Source organism: Clostridium sp. (assembly GCF_026168755.1).
GTDB lineage: Bacteria > Bacillota > Clostridia > Clostridiales > Clostridiaceae > Clostridium.
This window is the reverse complement of sequence record NZ_JAPFDR010000001.1, coordinates 100,563-118,626: the sequence shown is the minus strand read 5'-3', so window position 1 is coordinate 118,626 and position 18,064 is coordinate 100,563. Positions and strand designations below refer to the sequence as shown.

Below are 18,064 nucleotides of genomic sequence, written 5' to 3'. Positions count from 1 at the left end.
TAAATAATCCTGTGCTATTTATATAATTTTATATACTTGTTTTTTTACCTATTAAATAATTTATATATCTACCTTATCTAATACCCAAACAGATACACTTCCGTTTCTAACCATAAAATTTCCAAATCCCTCCTCATCAATAACTACTTTTTCTTGAAAGTTTGAAAGCAAATCTTTAAAATTCTCACCTGAAAACTGATTTCCTACATACATTTTCTTCTCTCCACCTAACTTATTTGTTAATAAAACAGCTAAACCTGAATTGTTATATTCTTTAACTCCTTCTCTTGTCCATCCAACTATATTTTTATCATCAAAATAATCATGTTGTTCACCATATGCTAATTGTTTTCTAGCCTTTAATAACAAATCCAAATAACTTCCTATACCAAAATATCCATTGCTTGGTATCCCATAATAATCTCCATAAAATATACAAGGATATCCCTCTATTCTTAATAATATTAAAGAATATGCTATAGGTTTAAACCAAGACTCTACCCATGATTGTAGTGAACTTCCTAATTGAGTATCATGATTATCAACAAAAGTTACTGCCTTTGTTGAATATTGTTCTACTAATGTACCTTTAAAAATATTTCTCATATCAAAATCACCATTACTACGAGAAGCTTCATATAAATTAAAATGTAATGGTACATCAAACAAAGACATAACATATTTAGTATTTTTTAAATATTCTAATAGTACATATACATTAGCATTCCAATATTCCCCTACTGAAAATAATTCTTTTCCACTCTCTTTTCTTAAATACTCTAACCATTCTACAAAAAATTCATAATTTATATGCTTAACAGCATCTAGCCTAAATCCATCAATATTGGTAAGATCAATATACCATTTTCCCCATTTTTTAAGTTCTTCCACAACATCTCTATTGGAAAAATCTAAGTCAGCACCCATAAGGTAATCATAATTACCATTTTCTTTATCTACTCTATTGCTCCACTCCTTATTTAAAAACTTATATATACTATTTCTTTTTGTTTTATCATCATAATCTATTCCATCAAAAGCATTCCAATCCCATTTGAAAGAAGAATATTTATTATTTCTTCCTGGAAAAGTAAACTTAGTCCATGCTCTTATTACTTTAGTTCCACTAATAGGAATACTTCTATTAAAAAACTCTTCCTCTCTGGCCATAACTTCTTCAGCTTCATCTGCACCCATTTTATGATTTAAAACTATATCCCCATAACTTTGAATACAATTTTTATTTAACATTTTTATAGCCATTAAGTATTCATCTTTACTACCATATTTAGTCTCTATACTACCTTTTTGATTAAACTCTCCTAAGTCATATAAATCATATGCTCCATATCCAACATCATATCCTCCACCAATACCCTTATATGCTGGTGGCATCCATACAGCTGTTATGCCTAAGTCACGTAAATTATTTGCTTCACTAGATATTTCATTCCATAATTTACATTGTGGTAATAGAAACCATTCAAAATATTGCATCATTGTCCCATTAACCATTTTATTTCCACCTACTTTATAACCATAATTATCAATATTTTAACATATTTAACCATATGATAATTTCTTAAAATAAAAATGGTTCTGATATTGCTAAATACAAATTATTTTACTAGTACTTATAATTACTTTTTAATAGTACCTTAAAATATTTCTATTTTTTATTAACAATATCAAAACCCATATTAAATAAACCTTATTAACTATTACATTAATATATTTATGATGTAATGTTTACTTTTATTATAACTTTCATCATCAACTTCAACAATCATGAAAGTTCCATTTTCCCTATACTCTTCCTCTAAAACTCTACCATTTCTATGAAGGAATGAATTAATATCACTTCTATCATATGGTATTAAATACTCACACTTTTTCATCTTATAAGGAAGATTTTCTTCTATTAGTTTTAGTAATTTATCTAAATTTATACCTTCTCTTGCTGAAATTTCAATTGTTTCATATTCATTTGTAGCTTCTTTAATAGCTTCCAGTTGTTCTTCCGTTGCTTTATCTATTTTATTTAAAACAAGTAAAGTTTTCTTATCTTTAGCACCTAATTCAAATAAAACTTCTTCTACAGCTCTAATTTGTTCTAAAGCTGTATCACTTGAAGAATCAACTACATGACATAAAAGATCTGAATAAATTACTTCTTCTAAAGTTGACTTAAATGCTTCTACTAAATCATGTGGTAACTTTCTAACAAATCCAACTGTATCTGTTAAAGTTATTACTCCTTTATTTTTTAATACAATAGCTCTAGTTGTTATATCTAATGTTACAAATAGCATATCTGCTTCAAATACTTTTTCTTTACCTATAACTTCTTTTTGAGCTGCTACATCACAAAGTACATTTCTTAAAGTAGATTTTCCTGCATTTGTGTATCCAACTAATGAAACTTTTGGAATACTTTCTTTATTTCTTTTCTCCCTTTGAGTTTCTCTAATTTTTTTGATTTTCTTTAATTCATCATTTAAATCATAAATTTGCTCTTTTATATGTCTTCTATCTGTTTCTAGTTTCTTTTCTCCAGGCCCTTTAGTACCAATACCACCACCAGTTCTTGACATTATTGTACCTAACCCTTGAAGTCTACTCATTCTATATTTAAGTTGTGCTAATTCAACTTGAATTTTAGCCTCTCTACTCTTTGCTCTTCTAGCAAATATCTCAAGAATAAGCGTAGTTCTATCTATAACTTTAGCCCCTATAGCAGCTTCTAAATTTCTAACTTGTGATCCTGATAATTCATCATCAAATATAACTACATTTGCTCTTAATTTTTGTCTTAATTGAGCAATTTCTAAAACTTTACCTCTACCAATATAAAAAGCAGCATCTATTTTACTTCTACTTTGATAAACACTATCAAGTACTGGAATATCACAAGCTTTTGTCAATTCTTTAAGTTCTTCTAAACTTTCTCTTGTATCAGAACCTACTAATATAGCTTTTTCTTCATCATCTTCAATTATATCTTTTTCCTTAATTAAAGAATCTATATAATTAATTTTATTTAATATATGTATTTTAGATATCTCTTCTAAAGGTATATGAGCAGTTTCTTCATAATCTAAAGTATCATTAAGAACAGTCAACATTCCTAAAGAGCAATCTAATATCTTTCCTTCATATATTCCTATAGCTACAATAGCATCTAATTTTAATTTTAATAAAGCACTAATGTCTAATGCAGATAAATTGCTCATACCATTTGGATGAGTATGAATTATTCTAACACCTGCTAATCTTTTTTCTCTTATATCTAATGTTTCTATTTCTACTGAAGTAGAATCTCCAATTGCTATAGTTCTAATATTTCCTCTTCTATCTATTGCAACACTTATTTCTCTTTCAATAAATGATGAAACTCTAGAAATTACTTCTATTATTTCAGTAGAACAAACTTCATCTTTTGGACATTTAGTTTTATAAAGTCTTTCTAATTCCTCTATAGCAGACTTTTTTACACCATCTATATTTCCATATATCATATTATCACCTCACCTAAAGCTTCTTATTTAGTATATACTAAATATATAAAATTAATTTTATAATTTCTATTAACTCTCTTCCTATATATACTAATATTACTGATATTTCACTATATTTTATCTTATTCTAAAGTAAATGTAAACTAAGTATATTCTAATTTTTACGTTGCAAAAATTTAAAATTGTTGTTAGAATTTATATTATCATTATATTTTAAGTCGAATACAATTATACTTTTACTTAATATAAATAAGTCGACTATTTATGAGATTTTTTTCATATAATAATTAATAATATAAATACTGTAGTGGAGGGTTTCTTACATGGACGATAAAAAACGTAATATTCTTTTCTCTGAAGAACAAATTAAAGTTAGAGTGAAAGAGTTAGGTAAAGAAATAAGTAAAGATTATGAAGGTAAAGAATTATATGTATTACCTCTTTTAAGAGGCAGCTTTGTTTTTGGAGCTGATATATTTAAAGCTTTAGACGTAAAAGCTAAAGTTGGATTCATGACTACTTCTAGTTATGGACATAGTGAAGTTAGTTCTGGTACTGTTACTGTTGTTAATGACATTCCAGATAACATAGAAGGATTAGATGTTTTAATAGTTGATGATATAATCGATACTGGATATACAATGGAGTTTGTTATAGAACATGTAAAAAAATTAGGAGCAAGATCAGTAAAAACTTGTGTATTATTAGATAAACCTTCTAGAAGAAAAGTTAATTTAAAACCTGATTATTGTTGTTTCGAAATTGAAGACTTATTCGTAGTAGGTTATGGCCTTGATTACGAAGGTTATTATAGAAACGTTCCTTACGTATTTAATTGGGAAAGTAAATAATTTACAAACTTACTTAAAGCTAGTGATTAATATATTCACTAGCTTTTTTTTACTAATTTCACCATATTTTATTAAATTTTATATTAAATAAAGTTAAACTATAAGAAAAATAAAGAAAACAAGAGTATATCTGAGCATTTCACTAAGATTTATAGAAATCTCTTTATAAACCCTATTTGATAATTATTATCTATTAATATATATTTTCATTAAAGTGATTAGTAATTAAACGAGGTGAATATAATGAAATTTATGATGGATATAAGAGAAAAAACTTCACTATTACATAGTGCAGCAGAAAATACAGGTTATATAAAGAAACTAGTTGATGGAAGTGCTTCTGTTGAAGGATATGCTGAATATATTTATAACTTAGAAAGAATGTATAAGGCTATTGAAGATGCTTTAGATAAAAATGAAAACAATACTATTGTTAAGCCATTTGTTACAAGAGAATTGTATCGTTCAGAACTTATGAGAAAAGACTTAGAATTCTTATTAGGTGATAAATTAAATTCAATGAAATTATTAGCTTCTACAGAAGCTTGTGTTGCAAAAATAGAAGAATTATCAAAAACTAAGCCTGAACTTGTAGTTGCCTATGCCTACACAAGATTCTTAGCTGATTTATTTGGTGGTAGAACATTCCTTTCACTGTTAAGTACAAGTTATAAAATATCTAATGAAGGATTGAATTACTATCAATTCCCTGAAATCAATGATTTAAGAGGATATGTTATGAAATATCATAATATGCTAGGAGAGATTAATTTATCTAATGAAATGAAGATAGATTTTATTAATGAAGTTAATAATGCTTATATTTATAATCTTGCTATCTCAAATGAATTAGAAGCTAAATTAAAATAATGCCCTTCAAATTCACATTTATTATAGATTTGCAAATACAAAATGATGCCCTAAAAAAATAGGGCATCATTTTGTATAAGTATAATTATAAACACATTTCTAATATCTTTTTAACATCAGCTTCATTTAATGGAACATAAGCATAAGCTAAAGAACCATGCTCTACAGCACCTTTTGCCATTTCATCAAAATGAGTTTCATCAATATTAACTTCTTTTAAAGTCATAGGGATTCCACAATCTTTAAAGAATTTTTCAGTTAAATCAATTGCTTCATTTGCTAAAGCAAACTTATCATCCTTATTTTCTAATTTCCATACATTTATTGCATAATCTACAAATTTATCTACTGTATTTTCACTTAAAATATATCTCATCCATCTTGGAGTTACTATTGCAAGTCCTACCCCATGAGTTATATCATAAAAAGCACTTAATTCATGTTCTATTGGATGACAAGTCCACTCCCCTGGTTTACCACTACCACATAATCCATTAAGAGCCATTGAACTAGCCCACATTAAATTAGCTCTAGCTTCATAATTCCTAGGATCCTTTAAAGCTATTGGACAGTACTTTATACAAGTTTCTAATATCCCCTCTGAGAATTTATCTTGAACAAAAGCACCTTCTGTCTTTTTAAAATAACTTTCAAATACATGTGACATTATATCAGCTGTACCTGCTGCTGTTTGAACACTTGGTAACGTATATAAATACTCTGGATCTAGAATAGATACTTGTGGTTTCATATTTACACTTGCAGTACCTAACTTTTCATTAGTATCCATTTTAGAAATAACAGCATTACCATTCATTTCAGAGCCAGTTGCTGCTAAAGTTAAAATTGTTACTATAGGTAAAACTTTATCTATTTTTTCTGGGTTTGTTACTAAGTCCCATGGATCTTTATCATAAAAAGCTCCTGCTGCCACAACCTTAGCACAATCTATTGTACTTCCACCCCCAACGGCTAAAATAACATCAATATCATTTTCCTTACAAAGATTAACACCTCTTCTAACAGTTTCAATTTTTGGATTTGGTTCAATTTTATCAAGCTCAATTATATTGCAATCACTTAATAAACCCTTAACATTATCATATATTCCATTCTTCTTTATACTTCCCCCACCATAAGCAAGCAAAACATTTTTACCATATCTATTTATTACTTCTGGCAATTTAGAGATTTGACCCTTTCCAAATAACATTTCTGTATAAGCCTTAAAGTTGAAATTTTCCACTTCCACTCCTCCTTAAAATATAAACTTTAATACTATTATCACCTCAATACTTAAATTAACGCAAGATTATTTTATATTTAAATTATATATATTTTTCTATTCAAACTAAAAAAAGTGGTAAATACCACCTTTTAATTAGAATTACTTCCATTCATATTAATTGCTGTTTCTGGAATTTTTCCTACAATGATAGTATCTGAAACAGGTATTTGACAAGTTACTTCTACTTCCTTGCTATTAAAAGGTACAATAACTCTCATTGTAGTAGTTAAATTTAAATATATTTTATGTCTAGTTTGATTTATTCCTGCACTCTGAAATTCTGATTCATATGAAGTAGTTATATTACCTACTTGTTGCATTTTTACAGTTATTTTAGGTCCCATATTATAAAACATAACATTATTAGTTAAATATCCTAATGGAATCTTAACTCCTAAATCTTCAAGTTCTGAAAGTCTTTCATCACATTTTAAAACTACTTGAGATGCTAGATAATTTTGCTTTACAGTGTCTGACCTTATCATTGTTATATTGCCATCAGCATCTTTTTCTATATTAATTATGTCATCGTACTTAAAATTTTCTGAATATACATTCACACTCTCTTCATTCATAATTTTTATAGCTTCAGATTTTATTTTAACCTCTCCAATATTAAGTACAACTGGCAATATTCTTTTTCCAAAAATGTATATTATTAAATTAAAGGCAATAATTATAATAAGTACTATTATCAAACTTGAATGTACTTTAAATTGCTTAAAATTCATATTTCCATGTTTTTTAGGATTCCTTGTATAATATCTCATACACTCACCTTAGTAGTTATTATTTTACTATTATAATTAATATGCTATAATTATATGGAATATTATTAAAATAAATAAAAGGAGGAACAAATGGCTAAAGATTCTAACAAATCAAAAGATCCTACAGGAAAAGTAGCAAAATCTAAAACCGCTAAGAAAAAGCTTAAGAAAAAGCCATCGAAGATTAAACGATTTTTTAAATACTTTTTCCTTACAATCTTAATAACAGGATTATTAATCGGTGTTGTTGGTGTTGGTTATGTTGTTGCTGTTATTAAAACAACACCAGAATTAGATGTAAATGCTATTTATAATTTAAATCAACCTTCAATGTTATTTGATGATCAAGGCGAATTTATAGATGATTTACCATCTACCGAAATACGATATATTATCTCTTATGATGAGATGCCTCAAAATTTAATTAATGCTTATATTTCTATTGAAGATGAACGTTTTATGTCTCATGGTGGTATTGACATTAAAAGAATTTTAGGTGCTGCTGCAAGAGATGTTATGGTTATACTAGGCAAACAAAAGGGTATTCATGGTGCTTCTACACTAACACAACAACTAATTAAAAATACTATATTAGCTACAGAGGCTTCTGCTGAGTCAACACCACTTGACAGAATTAACAGAAAAATTAAAGAAATAGTTTTAGCAGTACAATTAGATAAAGAATTAAGTAAAGAAGAAATTATTCGTTCTTATTTAAATACTATTCCTCTTAGCGGACATATTTATGGAGTTGAAGCTGCATCTAGATATTTCTTTGCTAAAAACGCTAAAGATTTAACATTACTTGAATGTGCCTATATTGCTGGTATTACTCAAGCTCCTACCACATATAGTGCTTATAATACTAGTTCTTCAAATTATCCAAATGGATATATTAGAAGAACTCAAACAGTATTAAGCAAAATGTTAGAACTTGGATATATAACCCAAGAAGAATTCGACACAGCTTATGCACAAGCTGAAGCAAATGATTTTAACTTCTCTAAACTAGATACTGACTATGGAGTTAATCAAGAATGGTTTGTATATCCAGCATTAGATCAGGTAAAACAGGATTTAAAAGAAAAGTACAAGTATACTGATGAAGAAGTAAATAAACTACTAGTTAATGGTGGTTTAAAAATATATACTACTTTAAATACTGAAATGCAAAATTCTGTTCAAGAAATATTAAATGAAAGAACTAACTTAAAAGTTGATGATACTTCTTCTGATCCTACAGATAATGATGGTGTACCTAAATTACAAGCTTCTGCCACAGTAATTGACTATAAGACTGGTCAAGTAAAGGTACTTATTGGTGGACGTGGAAATCAACCTCCAACTTCACTTAATAGAGCTTATTTTGATTTAAAATCAATTGGTTCTACAACTAAGCCTTTAACTGTTTATGGACCGGCAATAGACACTAAGCTTATAACAGCTGGAACACCTTTGGATGATTCATCTGTTTCATCAGAAATAATAAAGAAATATAACTTTGGAAGTGTTAACCCTAAAAATGCTGATGGTTCAATGGCTGGTTATGTTACAGCAAGAGAAGCTTTAATTTATTCAAAAAACCTAACTTCTATAAAAACAGTTGATATGTTAGGTTTAGATACAGCACTTGAATATGGTGAAAGAGCTGGTTTAAAATACGCTCCTGAATCTCATACAATGTCAGCATTAGCACTTGGACAATTTGAACAACCAACAGGTAACCGTGATGGTGGAAATACAACAATTTTAGCTTCTGCATATGGTGCCTTAGGAAATAATGGTGTTGTATATGAACCTTCACTTTATACAAAAGTTGAAGATTCTAGTGGTAATGTATTATTAGAAAGAGAGTCTAAAGCTACTACTTTATTATCACCACAAACATCATATATACTTTATGACATATTAAAAGGTTCATCAAGTAAAGCTCAATTTAGTGATATACCTGTAGCTGGTAAAACTGGTACAACTAACGAGTCTGATAACTACTGGTTTGCTGGGGTTACACCTTATTATTCTGGTTCTGTTTGGATTGGATATGATATACCACAAAAAATGTCTGGTGGCAGTGGTAGCGCTGCAACATTATTTGGAAAGGTAATGAGTATTGTACACTCTGGATTAAGCTATACTGATATAGAAGCTCCATCTGGTCTTGTTCAAGCAAAAGTTTGTATAGACTCAGGTAAATCTCCTACAGATTTATGTTATCAAGATCAAAGAGGAAATAGAGTTAAAACAGAATACTTTATTGAAGGAACAGAACCAAAATCAGTTTGTGATGTTCATGTAAAAGTTACTGTTAATAGTTCTAATAATAAGCTAGCAACTGATAATACTCCAGCAAGACTTCTTGCTGATAAAGTATTTATTAAAAAGCCAAATGCTAATCCTAATGCTGCTGATTATCCATTTGTAGTTCCTACAGAAAAAGATGATACTAAGGCTGAGGAAAAGATAAACTTATCTCAAATAGGATTAAAAGCAAACATGGATTTATACGATGCTATCGTTATACTAAATAATAAAGAAATTAAATATTCATTTAATGGTTTATCAGTATCTGGATCTATCACTCCAGGAGAATATACATTAACTTCATTTACAACTGAAATAAATTATGGTGAAACAGTTTCACTAACCATAAAACTTACTACTAACACACCAGGTGAGAATATTGGAGAAACTTCACCACCTGAAGAAACTCATAATAATAATAGTACTAATACTGATGATAACAGTAATACTAATGCTCAACGAAGTACTTTTGGTAATTTATTAGATAATTTATTTGATTAAATTTTAGACAGTCATATAAAAATGACTGTCTTTTTATATTTAACTTTAAATAAATGAATTTATTTGCAGGTAAAATTTCATTTTTATATATTTTAATAGCTTTTTGATAACTTTAATTTCATTTTATGAATAATATATATTAACCTCTTGCATTATTTTCACTTTTATTGTATACTATCGATAAAGAACATAGTAAATAAATCGAATGATAAATATAAAAAGGGGGATACTTTATTATGGAATTTTTAAACAAACTAATACTATTAGTTAATGATTTTATATGGAGCTACATTCTTATAGCTATGCTAATAGTAATAGGCTTATATTTTACTTTTAGAACTAAGTTCGTTCAATTTGGTAATATTAAAGAAATGTTCAAATTACTTGGAGAAGGATCTTCTTCAAAAGATAAATCTAAAAATGAAGTTTCATCTTTCCAAGCCTTTTGTATAGGTACTGCATCAAGAGTTGGTACAGGTAACTTAGCAGGTGTTGCTTCTGCTATTGCTATTGGTGGTCCTGGTGCTGTATTTTGGATGTGGTTAATTGCATTAATAGGTTCAGCTTCTGCATTTATAGAATCTACTTTAGCTCAAATTTACAAAATTAAAGATGGAGATAATTTCAGAGGTGGTCCAGCTTACTATATGGAAAAAGGACTAAAGAAAAGATGGATGGGAGTTGCATTCTCTATTCTTATAATAATGTGCTTTGGTTTTGCATTTAATTCAGTTCAATCTAATACTATCACAGCCGCATTTAGTTCAGCTTTCGGTATAAATAAACTATTCTTAGGTGCTTTAATTACAATTGCATCTGCAATTATAATCTTTGGTGGTGTTAAAAGTATCGCTAAAATTTCTACTATAATAGTTCCTATTATGGCTGTTGCATATATCTTGGTAGCATTATTTATAATCATAACAAATATTACAGAGTTACCTTCAGTATTTAAAATGATTTTCGAAAATGCATTTGGTGTTAAACAAGTAATTGGCGGTGGAATGGGTGCTGCTTTATTAAATGGTATCAAAAGAGGATTATTCTCTAATGAAGCTGGTATGGGATCTGCTCCAAACGCAGCTGCTACAGCAACAGTTTCTCACCCTGTAAAACAAGGTTTAATTCAAACATTAGGAGTATTTACAGATACATTAATAATTTGTACTTGTACTGCATTTATAGTTCTTTTATCTTCTGATACACTTGTGCAATATTCAGCTAAAAATAATATTCCTCTTGCTGATATAGCTGGTATTGAAGTTACTCAAATTGCCATTAGTTCTCAAGTTGGTTCATGGGGACAATACTTTATTGCATTTTGTATTTTCTTCTTCGCATTCAGTTCTATTATAGGAAATTATTATTATGGAGAAACTAATATACAATTTATATCTACAAAGAAAATCTACTTATATTTATATAGAATATTAGTTATCGGAATGGTTTTATTTGGTTCAGTAGCTTCTATGCAACTTGTTTGGAGTATTGCAGATGTATTTATGGGACTTATGGCTATCTTAAACTTAATAGCTATCGTATTATTAAGTAAGATTGCAATTAAGGCTTTACAAGATTACATAGCTCAAAGAAAGTCTGGAAAAAATCCTGTATTCTCTGCATCTTCTATACCAGAACTTGGTGATGAAGTTGAAGAATGGAGAGATGACGAAAAAGAGGCTACAGCCTAAAACAAAAAAAGATCACTATAAGTAAATTATTACTTATAGTGATTTTTTTTATATTATTCCAACTATTTCATTAATATCTTTAATTCCTTGTGACTTGCAGAAAGCTTCCATTTCTTCAATGATTTCCTTACCTGCCATTGGATTAAAGAAGTTAACAGTTCCTATTTGAACAGCTCTTGCACCAGCCATAATAAATTCTATAGCATCTAGCCCTGTTGTAATACCACCTAAACCTATTACAGGTATTTCTACAGCCTTAGCTACCTCATGAACCATTCTTAAAGCTACAGGTTTAACTGCTGGTCCAGATACCCCTGCATATACATTATTAAATACTGCTTTTCTCTTATATGGATCTATTGCTAATCCTTTTAATGTATTAATAAGAGATAATGAATCTGCTCCTGCTTCTTGACATTTTATAGCCATATCAACAATATCTTCAGCATTAGGTGATAGCTTAACCATTAAAGGTTTATCTACTATAGCTTTTGCTTTTTTAACAACATCATAAGCTACTTCTGATTTAATTCCAAAAGCCATTCCTCCTGATTTTACATTAGGACATGATATGTTAAGTTCTATCATATCTATATCAGTTCCTCTAAGCTTTTCTAATGCTATTTCATAATCTTCCATACATCCTCCACCAACATTTGCTATAATGTTAGTACCTAGCTCTTTCATCTTTGGAAGTTCTTCTGATATAAATCTATCTATCCCTGGATTTTGAAGACCAACTGAGTTCATCATTCCTGATGGAGTTTCAAACACTCTTATTCCATCATTACCAGCTTTTTCGTTTAGTGTTAATCCCTTAGAAGAAATACCACCTAAAATTCCTACATCATAAAAATTATTGTACTCTGCTCCAAAACCAAAGGTTCCTGATGCTGCTATTACTGGGTTTTTGAAATATAATCCATTTATATTAACTTTTAACATTTTATCTTCTCCTTTGGTTTATTATAATTCTACATAGTATCCATCGAATACTGGACCATCTTTACATGTTCTTTTATTTCCATCTTTAGTTTTACAAGTACACACAAGGCAAGCCCCTACTCCACAAGCCATATGTTTTTCCATAGAAACATATACTTTGACTTGCTTCTCTTTACACATTTCAACTACTCTCTTCATCATTATTTCCGGTCCACAGCAAAGTACTGTATCATATTTATCTAAATCTAAAATTTCAGTTACAAAACCCTTATGTCCATGTTTACCAGTATTAGTTGAAATATATGTTTCATCAACATATTCTTTTATTTCATCTATTAAGTATATATCATCTCTGAATCCTGCATAAAGATCCATTTTAACATCACATCTATTTTGTCTTAACTTTTTAGATACTTCAAGCATTGGAGCTGTTCCTATTCCTCCACTTACTAATGCAACTCTACCTAAATCATCAGTTACATTAAATCCATTTCCAAGAGGCCCATTTAAACTTATTGAATCCCCAACATTTAAAGCTGCAAACTCCTTAGTTCCTGCTCCAACTACAGCATATACAAAAGTTAATGTTTCACCATTTGTTTCACAAACACTTATTGGTCTTGGAAGTAATGTAGCTCCATTATACTTTAACATATAAAATTGTCCTGCTTTAGCTTCATTTTTATCCTCTACGACCATTTTATATATTCCATTTTGAATTTCTTCATTTAATAATATTTTACCTTGTGTATACTTCATAGATTCTTTTCCTCCTAAAGGTTATTAACTGCGTTTCTTATTTCATCTCTCATTCTAATAGCTTCTCTTCTTGCACAAGCAGCAAATTCTTCTGGTTTATTTTCTTTTTTATAAGCTAAAAGAATTGCTCTTGATGAATTTACTACTCCACCATTTCCATCTCTTAAGTATAAAGCTACATCTTCAGCTTTTCCACCTTGAGCTCCATATCCTGGAATTAGGAAGAACATATCCTTATATCTTTCTCTTATTTCTTTACCCTCTTCAACATGAGTACATCCTATAACTCCACCTATTGCAGAATATCCACACTCACCTTTAACACTTTCCCCCATCTTAGTAAGCTTATCTCCTACAACTTTATAAACCTTACTTCCGTCTTTAGTATCTATATTTTCAATATCTTCAGCTCCTGGATTTGAAGTTCTTACTAATACAAATACTCCCTTATTTCCGCTTTCCATATACGACATATATGGTTCTATACTATCCATTCCCATATAAGGGCTTAAAGTTATAAAGTCAGCTTCAAAATCACCACTGAAATGTCCTTTTGCATATTGAGTAGCAGTTGCCATTATATCTCCTCTTTTTATATCAGCAACTATAATAGCATCTTTTTCTCTTAAATAATCTAATGTTTTCTTATATGCCATAAGTCCTGCTAGTCCTAAAGCTTCATAATATGCAATTTGAACTTTATAGCAAGCTACAACATCTAAAGTTTCATCTATAATAGCCTTATTATATTCAAATATTGCTTCTTCTATAGATTTACCTTCTAAAACATGTTCTGGTATGTATTCAATAGCTGTATCTAATCCTAAACAAACTACTCCTCTTTCTTCAACTCTTTTATATAATTTATCCATTATTAAACTTTTCATAAACTTTACGCACCTTTCAACTTCTTGTTATCTTATTATCTTGCTATATATATTTACTAAATGCTATATATTAGCTTTCCACCTTTTATAGTCATTACTACTTCTCCAAAGTATTTTCTTCCATGGAATGGAGTATTTTTACCCTTTGAAGCAAATTTTTCTTTATCAATAACTATTTCTTTATTTAAATCGACTAATACTAAATCACCATCTTTTCCTATAGTAATACTACCTTTATTCATCCCTAAAATTTTAGCTGGATTTCTTGACATTAACTCACTTAGCTTGCTTAAGGAAATTCCATTTTTCCTTACAAGCTCTGTATAACAAATACTAAATGCAGTTTCAATTCCAACCATTCCTGGGGCTCCTTTTGCCTTATCTTCTTCAGTATGAGGTGCATGATCAGTTCCTATACAATCTACAGTGCCATCTTTAATACCTTCAATTATAGCATTTACATCTTCCTTTTCCCTTATTGGAGGGTTTACCCTATAATTACTTTCTTCAGTAGTTAAGCCAATATGATGCGGTGTTACCTCGCAAGTTACATTTGCTCCATCTTTTTTAGCTCTTCTTATTGCCTCAATAGACTCTATTGTACTTACATGTGCCATATGAAGTCTTGCATTTGTTACTTTAGCTAAATATAAATCTCTTATTGTCATTAAGTCCTCTGCTATTCTCATATCAATCTTAGAGAATGTTTTATCTTCTGCATGCGACATAACTATCCAATTATTTTCTTTAGCTTTTTCCATAGCTTTCATCATTATGCTAGAATCCATTACTCCAACACCATCATCAGTTATTGCAACTAATTCTTTATCATCATCAAAAGCATTTAAATGTTCTATAGATTTACCACCAAAGTTTTCTGTTATTGAAACACATTGATGTACATCTATTAGTCCTACTTCTTTAGCCTTATTTCTTACATACTCAACAACTTCTTTAGTTGAACATATAGGATTTGTATTACCCATTAGACAAACCCCTGTATACCCACCTTTAGCTGCTGCTCTTGAACCACTTTCCATATCTTCTTTATATGTTAAACCTGGATCCCTAAAATGTGCATGTGTATCTATAAATGAAGGCATTAAAGTTAAACCTTTTGCATCTATTATATCTATTCCATCTTTGTTTATTTCTTTTCCAATTTCCGTTATTATTCCATCTGTTATTAATATATCTCCAAAAAAACTTTCATAAGCATCTATCATATTAGCATTCTTTATTAATAAGTCCATCTATTTACACCTCGCTAGGATTTATTATCTGTTCACAATATTCACATTTATAACTTCCTTTTTCTCCATCAACTAATGTGAATTTATGAGGTATATATTTTTCTTGGGAAGTTATGCAACTTGGATTTTCACATATTAATATATCTTGAATCCTCTCTGGTAATTCTGGTTTTATTTTATTAACTATTACTTCATTTCTAACTTCATTTATAGTAATACCTGGAGATAATAATCCAAGTGCTGTATAATTTATTTCTTCAATATTCTCTATTTTTATTATATCTTTTTTTCCCATCTTTTTGCTATCTGCATTTATTATTAATGCAACTTGATGGCCTAATTTATCTAGGTGCAAATATCTAAATATTTTAACTCCCATTCCAGCCTTTATATGATCTAACATGAATCCATTTTTTATACTAGTTATTTGTAGCATTTACATTACCCCCAGTAACTTAACTATTAAAGCCATTCTTACATACATTCCATACTCAGCTTGTTTAAAGTAAACTGCTCTTTTATCATCATCTACTTCTGTAGCAATTTCATTTACTCTAGGAAGTGGATGCATTACAATCATATCTTCCTTTGCTTTAGACATTTTCTCATTATCTAATATATAAGAGTCCTTTAATCTTAAATACTCTTCTTCATTAAAGAATCTTTCTTTTTGAATTCTTGTCATATATAAAATATCTAGCTCATCTATTACTTCTTCTATATTTTCTACTTCTTTAAATGAAATATTATTTCTTTTTAATATTTCTTCTCTAATATATTCTGGTATTACAAGCTCTTTTGGAGATATAAGAATAAATTCTGTATCTTCATATCTAGACATAGCTGCAATTAATGATTGTACTGTACGTCCATTTTTTAAATCTCCACAAAGGCCAATTTTATGTCCTTCTAAAGTTCCTTTTTGTGATTTTATAGTTAATAGATCTGTTAATGTTTGAGTTGGATGTTGATGTCCACCATCTCCTGCATTAATAACTGGTACTGATGAATACATACTTGCAACCTTTGCTGCCCCTTCTTTAGGATGTCTCATTGCAATTATATCTGAATAAATAGAAACCATTCTTATAGTGTCTGCTAATGTTTCACCTTTTGCACTTGAAGTTGAGTTTGGCTCTGAAAACCCTAGGATTTTACCGCCTAATCTCATCATTGCAGCTTCAAAACTAAATCTTGTTCTTGTACTTGGTTCATAAAAAAGTGTAGCTAAGATTTGCCCATCACAGATATGTGAAAATTCTTTTGGATTTGAAATAATTTTTTCTGCTAACTCGAATATTTCATTAAGTTCTTCCTTTGAAAAGTCCATTGGACTGATTAAATGTTTATTTTTCATTTATTGTCACTCCTTTTTAACATCACAGTGTTAAATTTAAAGAATACAAAAAACCTTCCTTATAATATAAGGAAGGTATAGTAATCTCATAATATTAGTATTATTACAACTTCCTTATGAAGCTCTCGGATTCCTTTAAAGGTTCTTTGTGTTAGGATATCACTTCATTAAAAATTTGTCAATATTTTTAATGCCAATTATTCATTACATCGTCCCACATCATTTTACCACATTTAGCTAAGGATACTGTTCCATATACACTATTAGGTATATCTTGTGATAAAATGGTGAATACAAATTTTCCTTTTGGTAATTCTAAATATGCTGTATCATTTTCAACTCCTTTTTTATCACCTGTTTTACTAGATATTTCAATCTTTAAATCATCAGGAATATATAAAGCCAATTTATTTTTTATTTGCTGCCTTCTTAAAATATCTATAAGCATTTGACCATTATCTTTGTTTAAGAAGGTTCCATTAGATAGATGCTTCCATATTTTTGATAAATCATAAGCTGTTGTTATGTTTTCAACACCTGTTATAGCTGTTCTTTCATCATTCGTCTTCCTATTTAACCTAGTATTCTTTAATCCCATTCTTATAATATCTTCATTTATTTCTTCCATTCCAACTATATCTATAATTTTATTAGCAGCTGTATTATCACTTTGAATTAACATTATTACCATAAGTTCAAAAACTGTATATTCTCTTTCATTAAATTCATGGATTATCCCTGTTCCATAAACCTTATCTGAACTTTGTATCTTTATCTTATCCATAAAATCAACTTTTTTATCTTCAACCGCCTTTATTAATGAAACAGCAATAGGAAGCTTCATACAGCCAGCTGCTGTCATAGAAACGTTTTCATTGTATCCATACACATATCCACTTTTCAAATCTTCAAAAAAGAAACTATATTTCCCAATCCTTGATTCTAAATATTTCTTTATTTCTTTCATAATACCCTCCTAAATCCACTAATTCAAATATTTCTTTTACTTTAATATAAGTATACCATATTGTCAGAATATTTTGAAGTATTCTAATCGATTTTTTCCATTATTA

The 18,064-nt window shown here is 29.0% G+C and carries 15 protein-coding genes; 4 read left to right on the top strand and 11 right to left on the bottom strand.

Annotated elements, in window-relative coordinates; genetic code table 11:
• Positions 1-60: 60 nt before the first annotated feature.
• Positions 61-1,515, bottom strand: coding sequence for an alpha-amylase (locus Q0Y03_RS00585; protein ID WP_297711920.1), 1,455 nt, complete (start codon positions 1,513-1,515; stop codon positions 61-63).
• A gap of 206 nt (positions 1,516-1,721) precedes the next feature.
• Complete coding sequence (gene hflX, locus Q0Y03_RS00580; protein WP_297711919.1) at positions 1,722-3,518, bottom strand: GTPase HflX; 1,797 nt, start codon at positions 3,516-3,518, stop codon at positions 1,722-1,724.
• A 323-nt stretch (positions 3,519-3,841) separates the two neighbouring features.
• Between hflX and hpt the strand changes: the two genes are divergently transcribed.
• Positions 3,842-4,369, top strand: coding sequence for a hypoxanthine phosphoribosyltransferase (gene hpt / locus Q0Y03_RS00575; protein ID WP_297711918.1), 528 nt, complete (start codon positions 3,842-3,844; stop codon positions 4,367-4,369).
• A gap of 243 nt (positions 4,370-4,612) precedes the next feature.
• A complete protein-coding gene (locus tag Q0Y03_RS00570; protein WP_297711917.1) occupies positions 4,613-5,239 on the top strand; it encodes a biliverdin-producing heme oxygenase in 627 nt (208 codons plus the stop codon).
• Positions 5,240-5,324: 85 nt separating this feature from the next.
• Here Q0Y03_RS00570 and Q0Y03_RS00565 read toward each other — a convergent pair whose 3' ends face one another.
• Positions 5,325-6,485, bottom strand: a complete 1,161-nt coding sequence (locus Q0Y03_RS00565; protein ID WP_297711916.1) for an iron-containing alcohol dehydrogenase — start codon at positions 6,483-6,485, stop codon at positions 5,325-5,327.
• A 131-nt stretch (positions 6,486-6,616) separates the two neighbouring features.
• Positions 6,617-7,297, bottom strand: coding sequence for a sporulation protein YunB (gene yunB / locus Q0Y03_RS00560; RefSeq protein WP_297711915.1), 681 nt, complete (start codon positions 7,295-7,297; stop codon positions 6,617-6,619).
• Positions 7,298-7,387: 90 nt separating this feature from the next.
• Between yunB and Q0Y03_RS00555 the strand changes: the two genes are divergently transcribed.
• Together Q0Y03_RS00555 and Q0Y03_RS00550 are read left to right on the top strand one after the other, a co-directional pair.
• A complete protein-coding gene (locus Q0Y03_RS00555; RefSeq protein ID WP_297711914.1) occupies positions 7,388-10,099 on the top strand; it encodes a transglycosylase domain-containing protein in 2,712 nt (903 codons plus the stop codon).
• Between the two features lie 236 nt (positions 10,100-10,335).
• Positions 10,336-11,790 (top strand): alanine/glycine:cation symporter family protein, encoded by a 1,455-nt coding sequence (locus tag Q0Y03_RS00550; protein WP_297711913.1) that lies wholly within the window; start codon positions 10,336-10,338, stop codon positions 11,788-11,790.
• Positions 11,791-11,838: 48 nt separating this feature from the next.
• On the opposite strand, the gene Q0Y03_RS00545 is transcribed toward Q0Y03_RS00550, so the two are convergent.
• From Q0Y03_RS00545 to Q0Y03_RS00515, 7 genes are all read right to left on the bottom strand, one after another.
• Positions 11,839-12,735 (bottom strand): dihydroorotate dehydrogenase, encoded by an 897-nt coding sequence (locus Q0Y03_RS00545; RefSeq protein ID WP_297711912.1) that lies wholly within the window; start codon positions 12,733-12,735, stop codon positions 11,839-11,841.
• Positions 12,736-12,756: 21 nt separating this feature from the next.
• Positions 12,757-13,494, bottom strand: a complete 738-nt coding sequence (locus Q0Y03_RS00540; RefSeq protein WP_297711911.1) for a dihydroorotate dehydrogenase electron transfer subunit — start codon at positions 13,492-13,494, stop codon at positions 12,757-12,759.
• Positions 13,495-13,508: 14 nt separating this feature from the next.
• Positions 13,509-14,381: an orotidine-5'-phosphate decarboxylase gene (pyrF, locus tag Q0Y03_RS00535; RefSeq protein WP_297711910.1), complete on the bottom strand. Its 873-nt coding sequence runs from the start codon at positions 14,379-14,381 to the stop codon at positions 13,509-13,511.
• 56 nt (positions 14,382-14,437) lie between these two features.
• Positions 14,438-15,634 carry a dihydroorotase gene (locus Q0Y03_RS00530; RefSeq protein WP_297711909.1) on the bottom strand — a complete coding sequence of 399 codons (1,197 nt, stop codon included), beginning with the start codon at positions 15,632-15,634 and terminating at the stop codon, positions 14,438-14,440.
• A gap of 4 nt (positions 15,635-15,638) precedes the next feature.
• The gene (locus tag Q0Y03_RS00525) at positions 15,639-16,070 is read right to left on the bottom strand and encodes an aspartate carbamoyltransferase regulatory subunit (RefSeq protein WP_297711908.1); all 432 of its coding nucleotides are present in this window, start codon (positions 16,068-16,070) and stop codon (positions 15,639-15,641) included.
• A complete protein-coding gene (gene pyrB / locus Q0Y03_RS00520; protein ID WP_297711907.1) occupies positions 16,071-16,991 on the bottom strand; it encodes an aspartate carbamoyltransferase in 921 nt (306 codons plus the stop codon).
• A 187-nt stretch (positions 16,992-17,178) separates the two neighbouring features.
• Positions 17,179-17,958, bottom strand: coding sequence for a serine hydrolase (locus Q0Y03_RS00515; protein WP_297711906.1), 780 nt, complete (start codon positions 17,956-17,958; stop codon positions 17,179-17,181).
• Positions 17,959-18,064 lie beyond the last annotated feature (106 nt).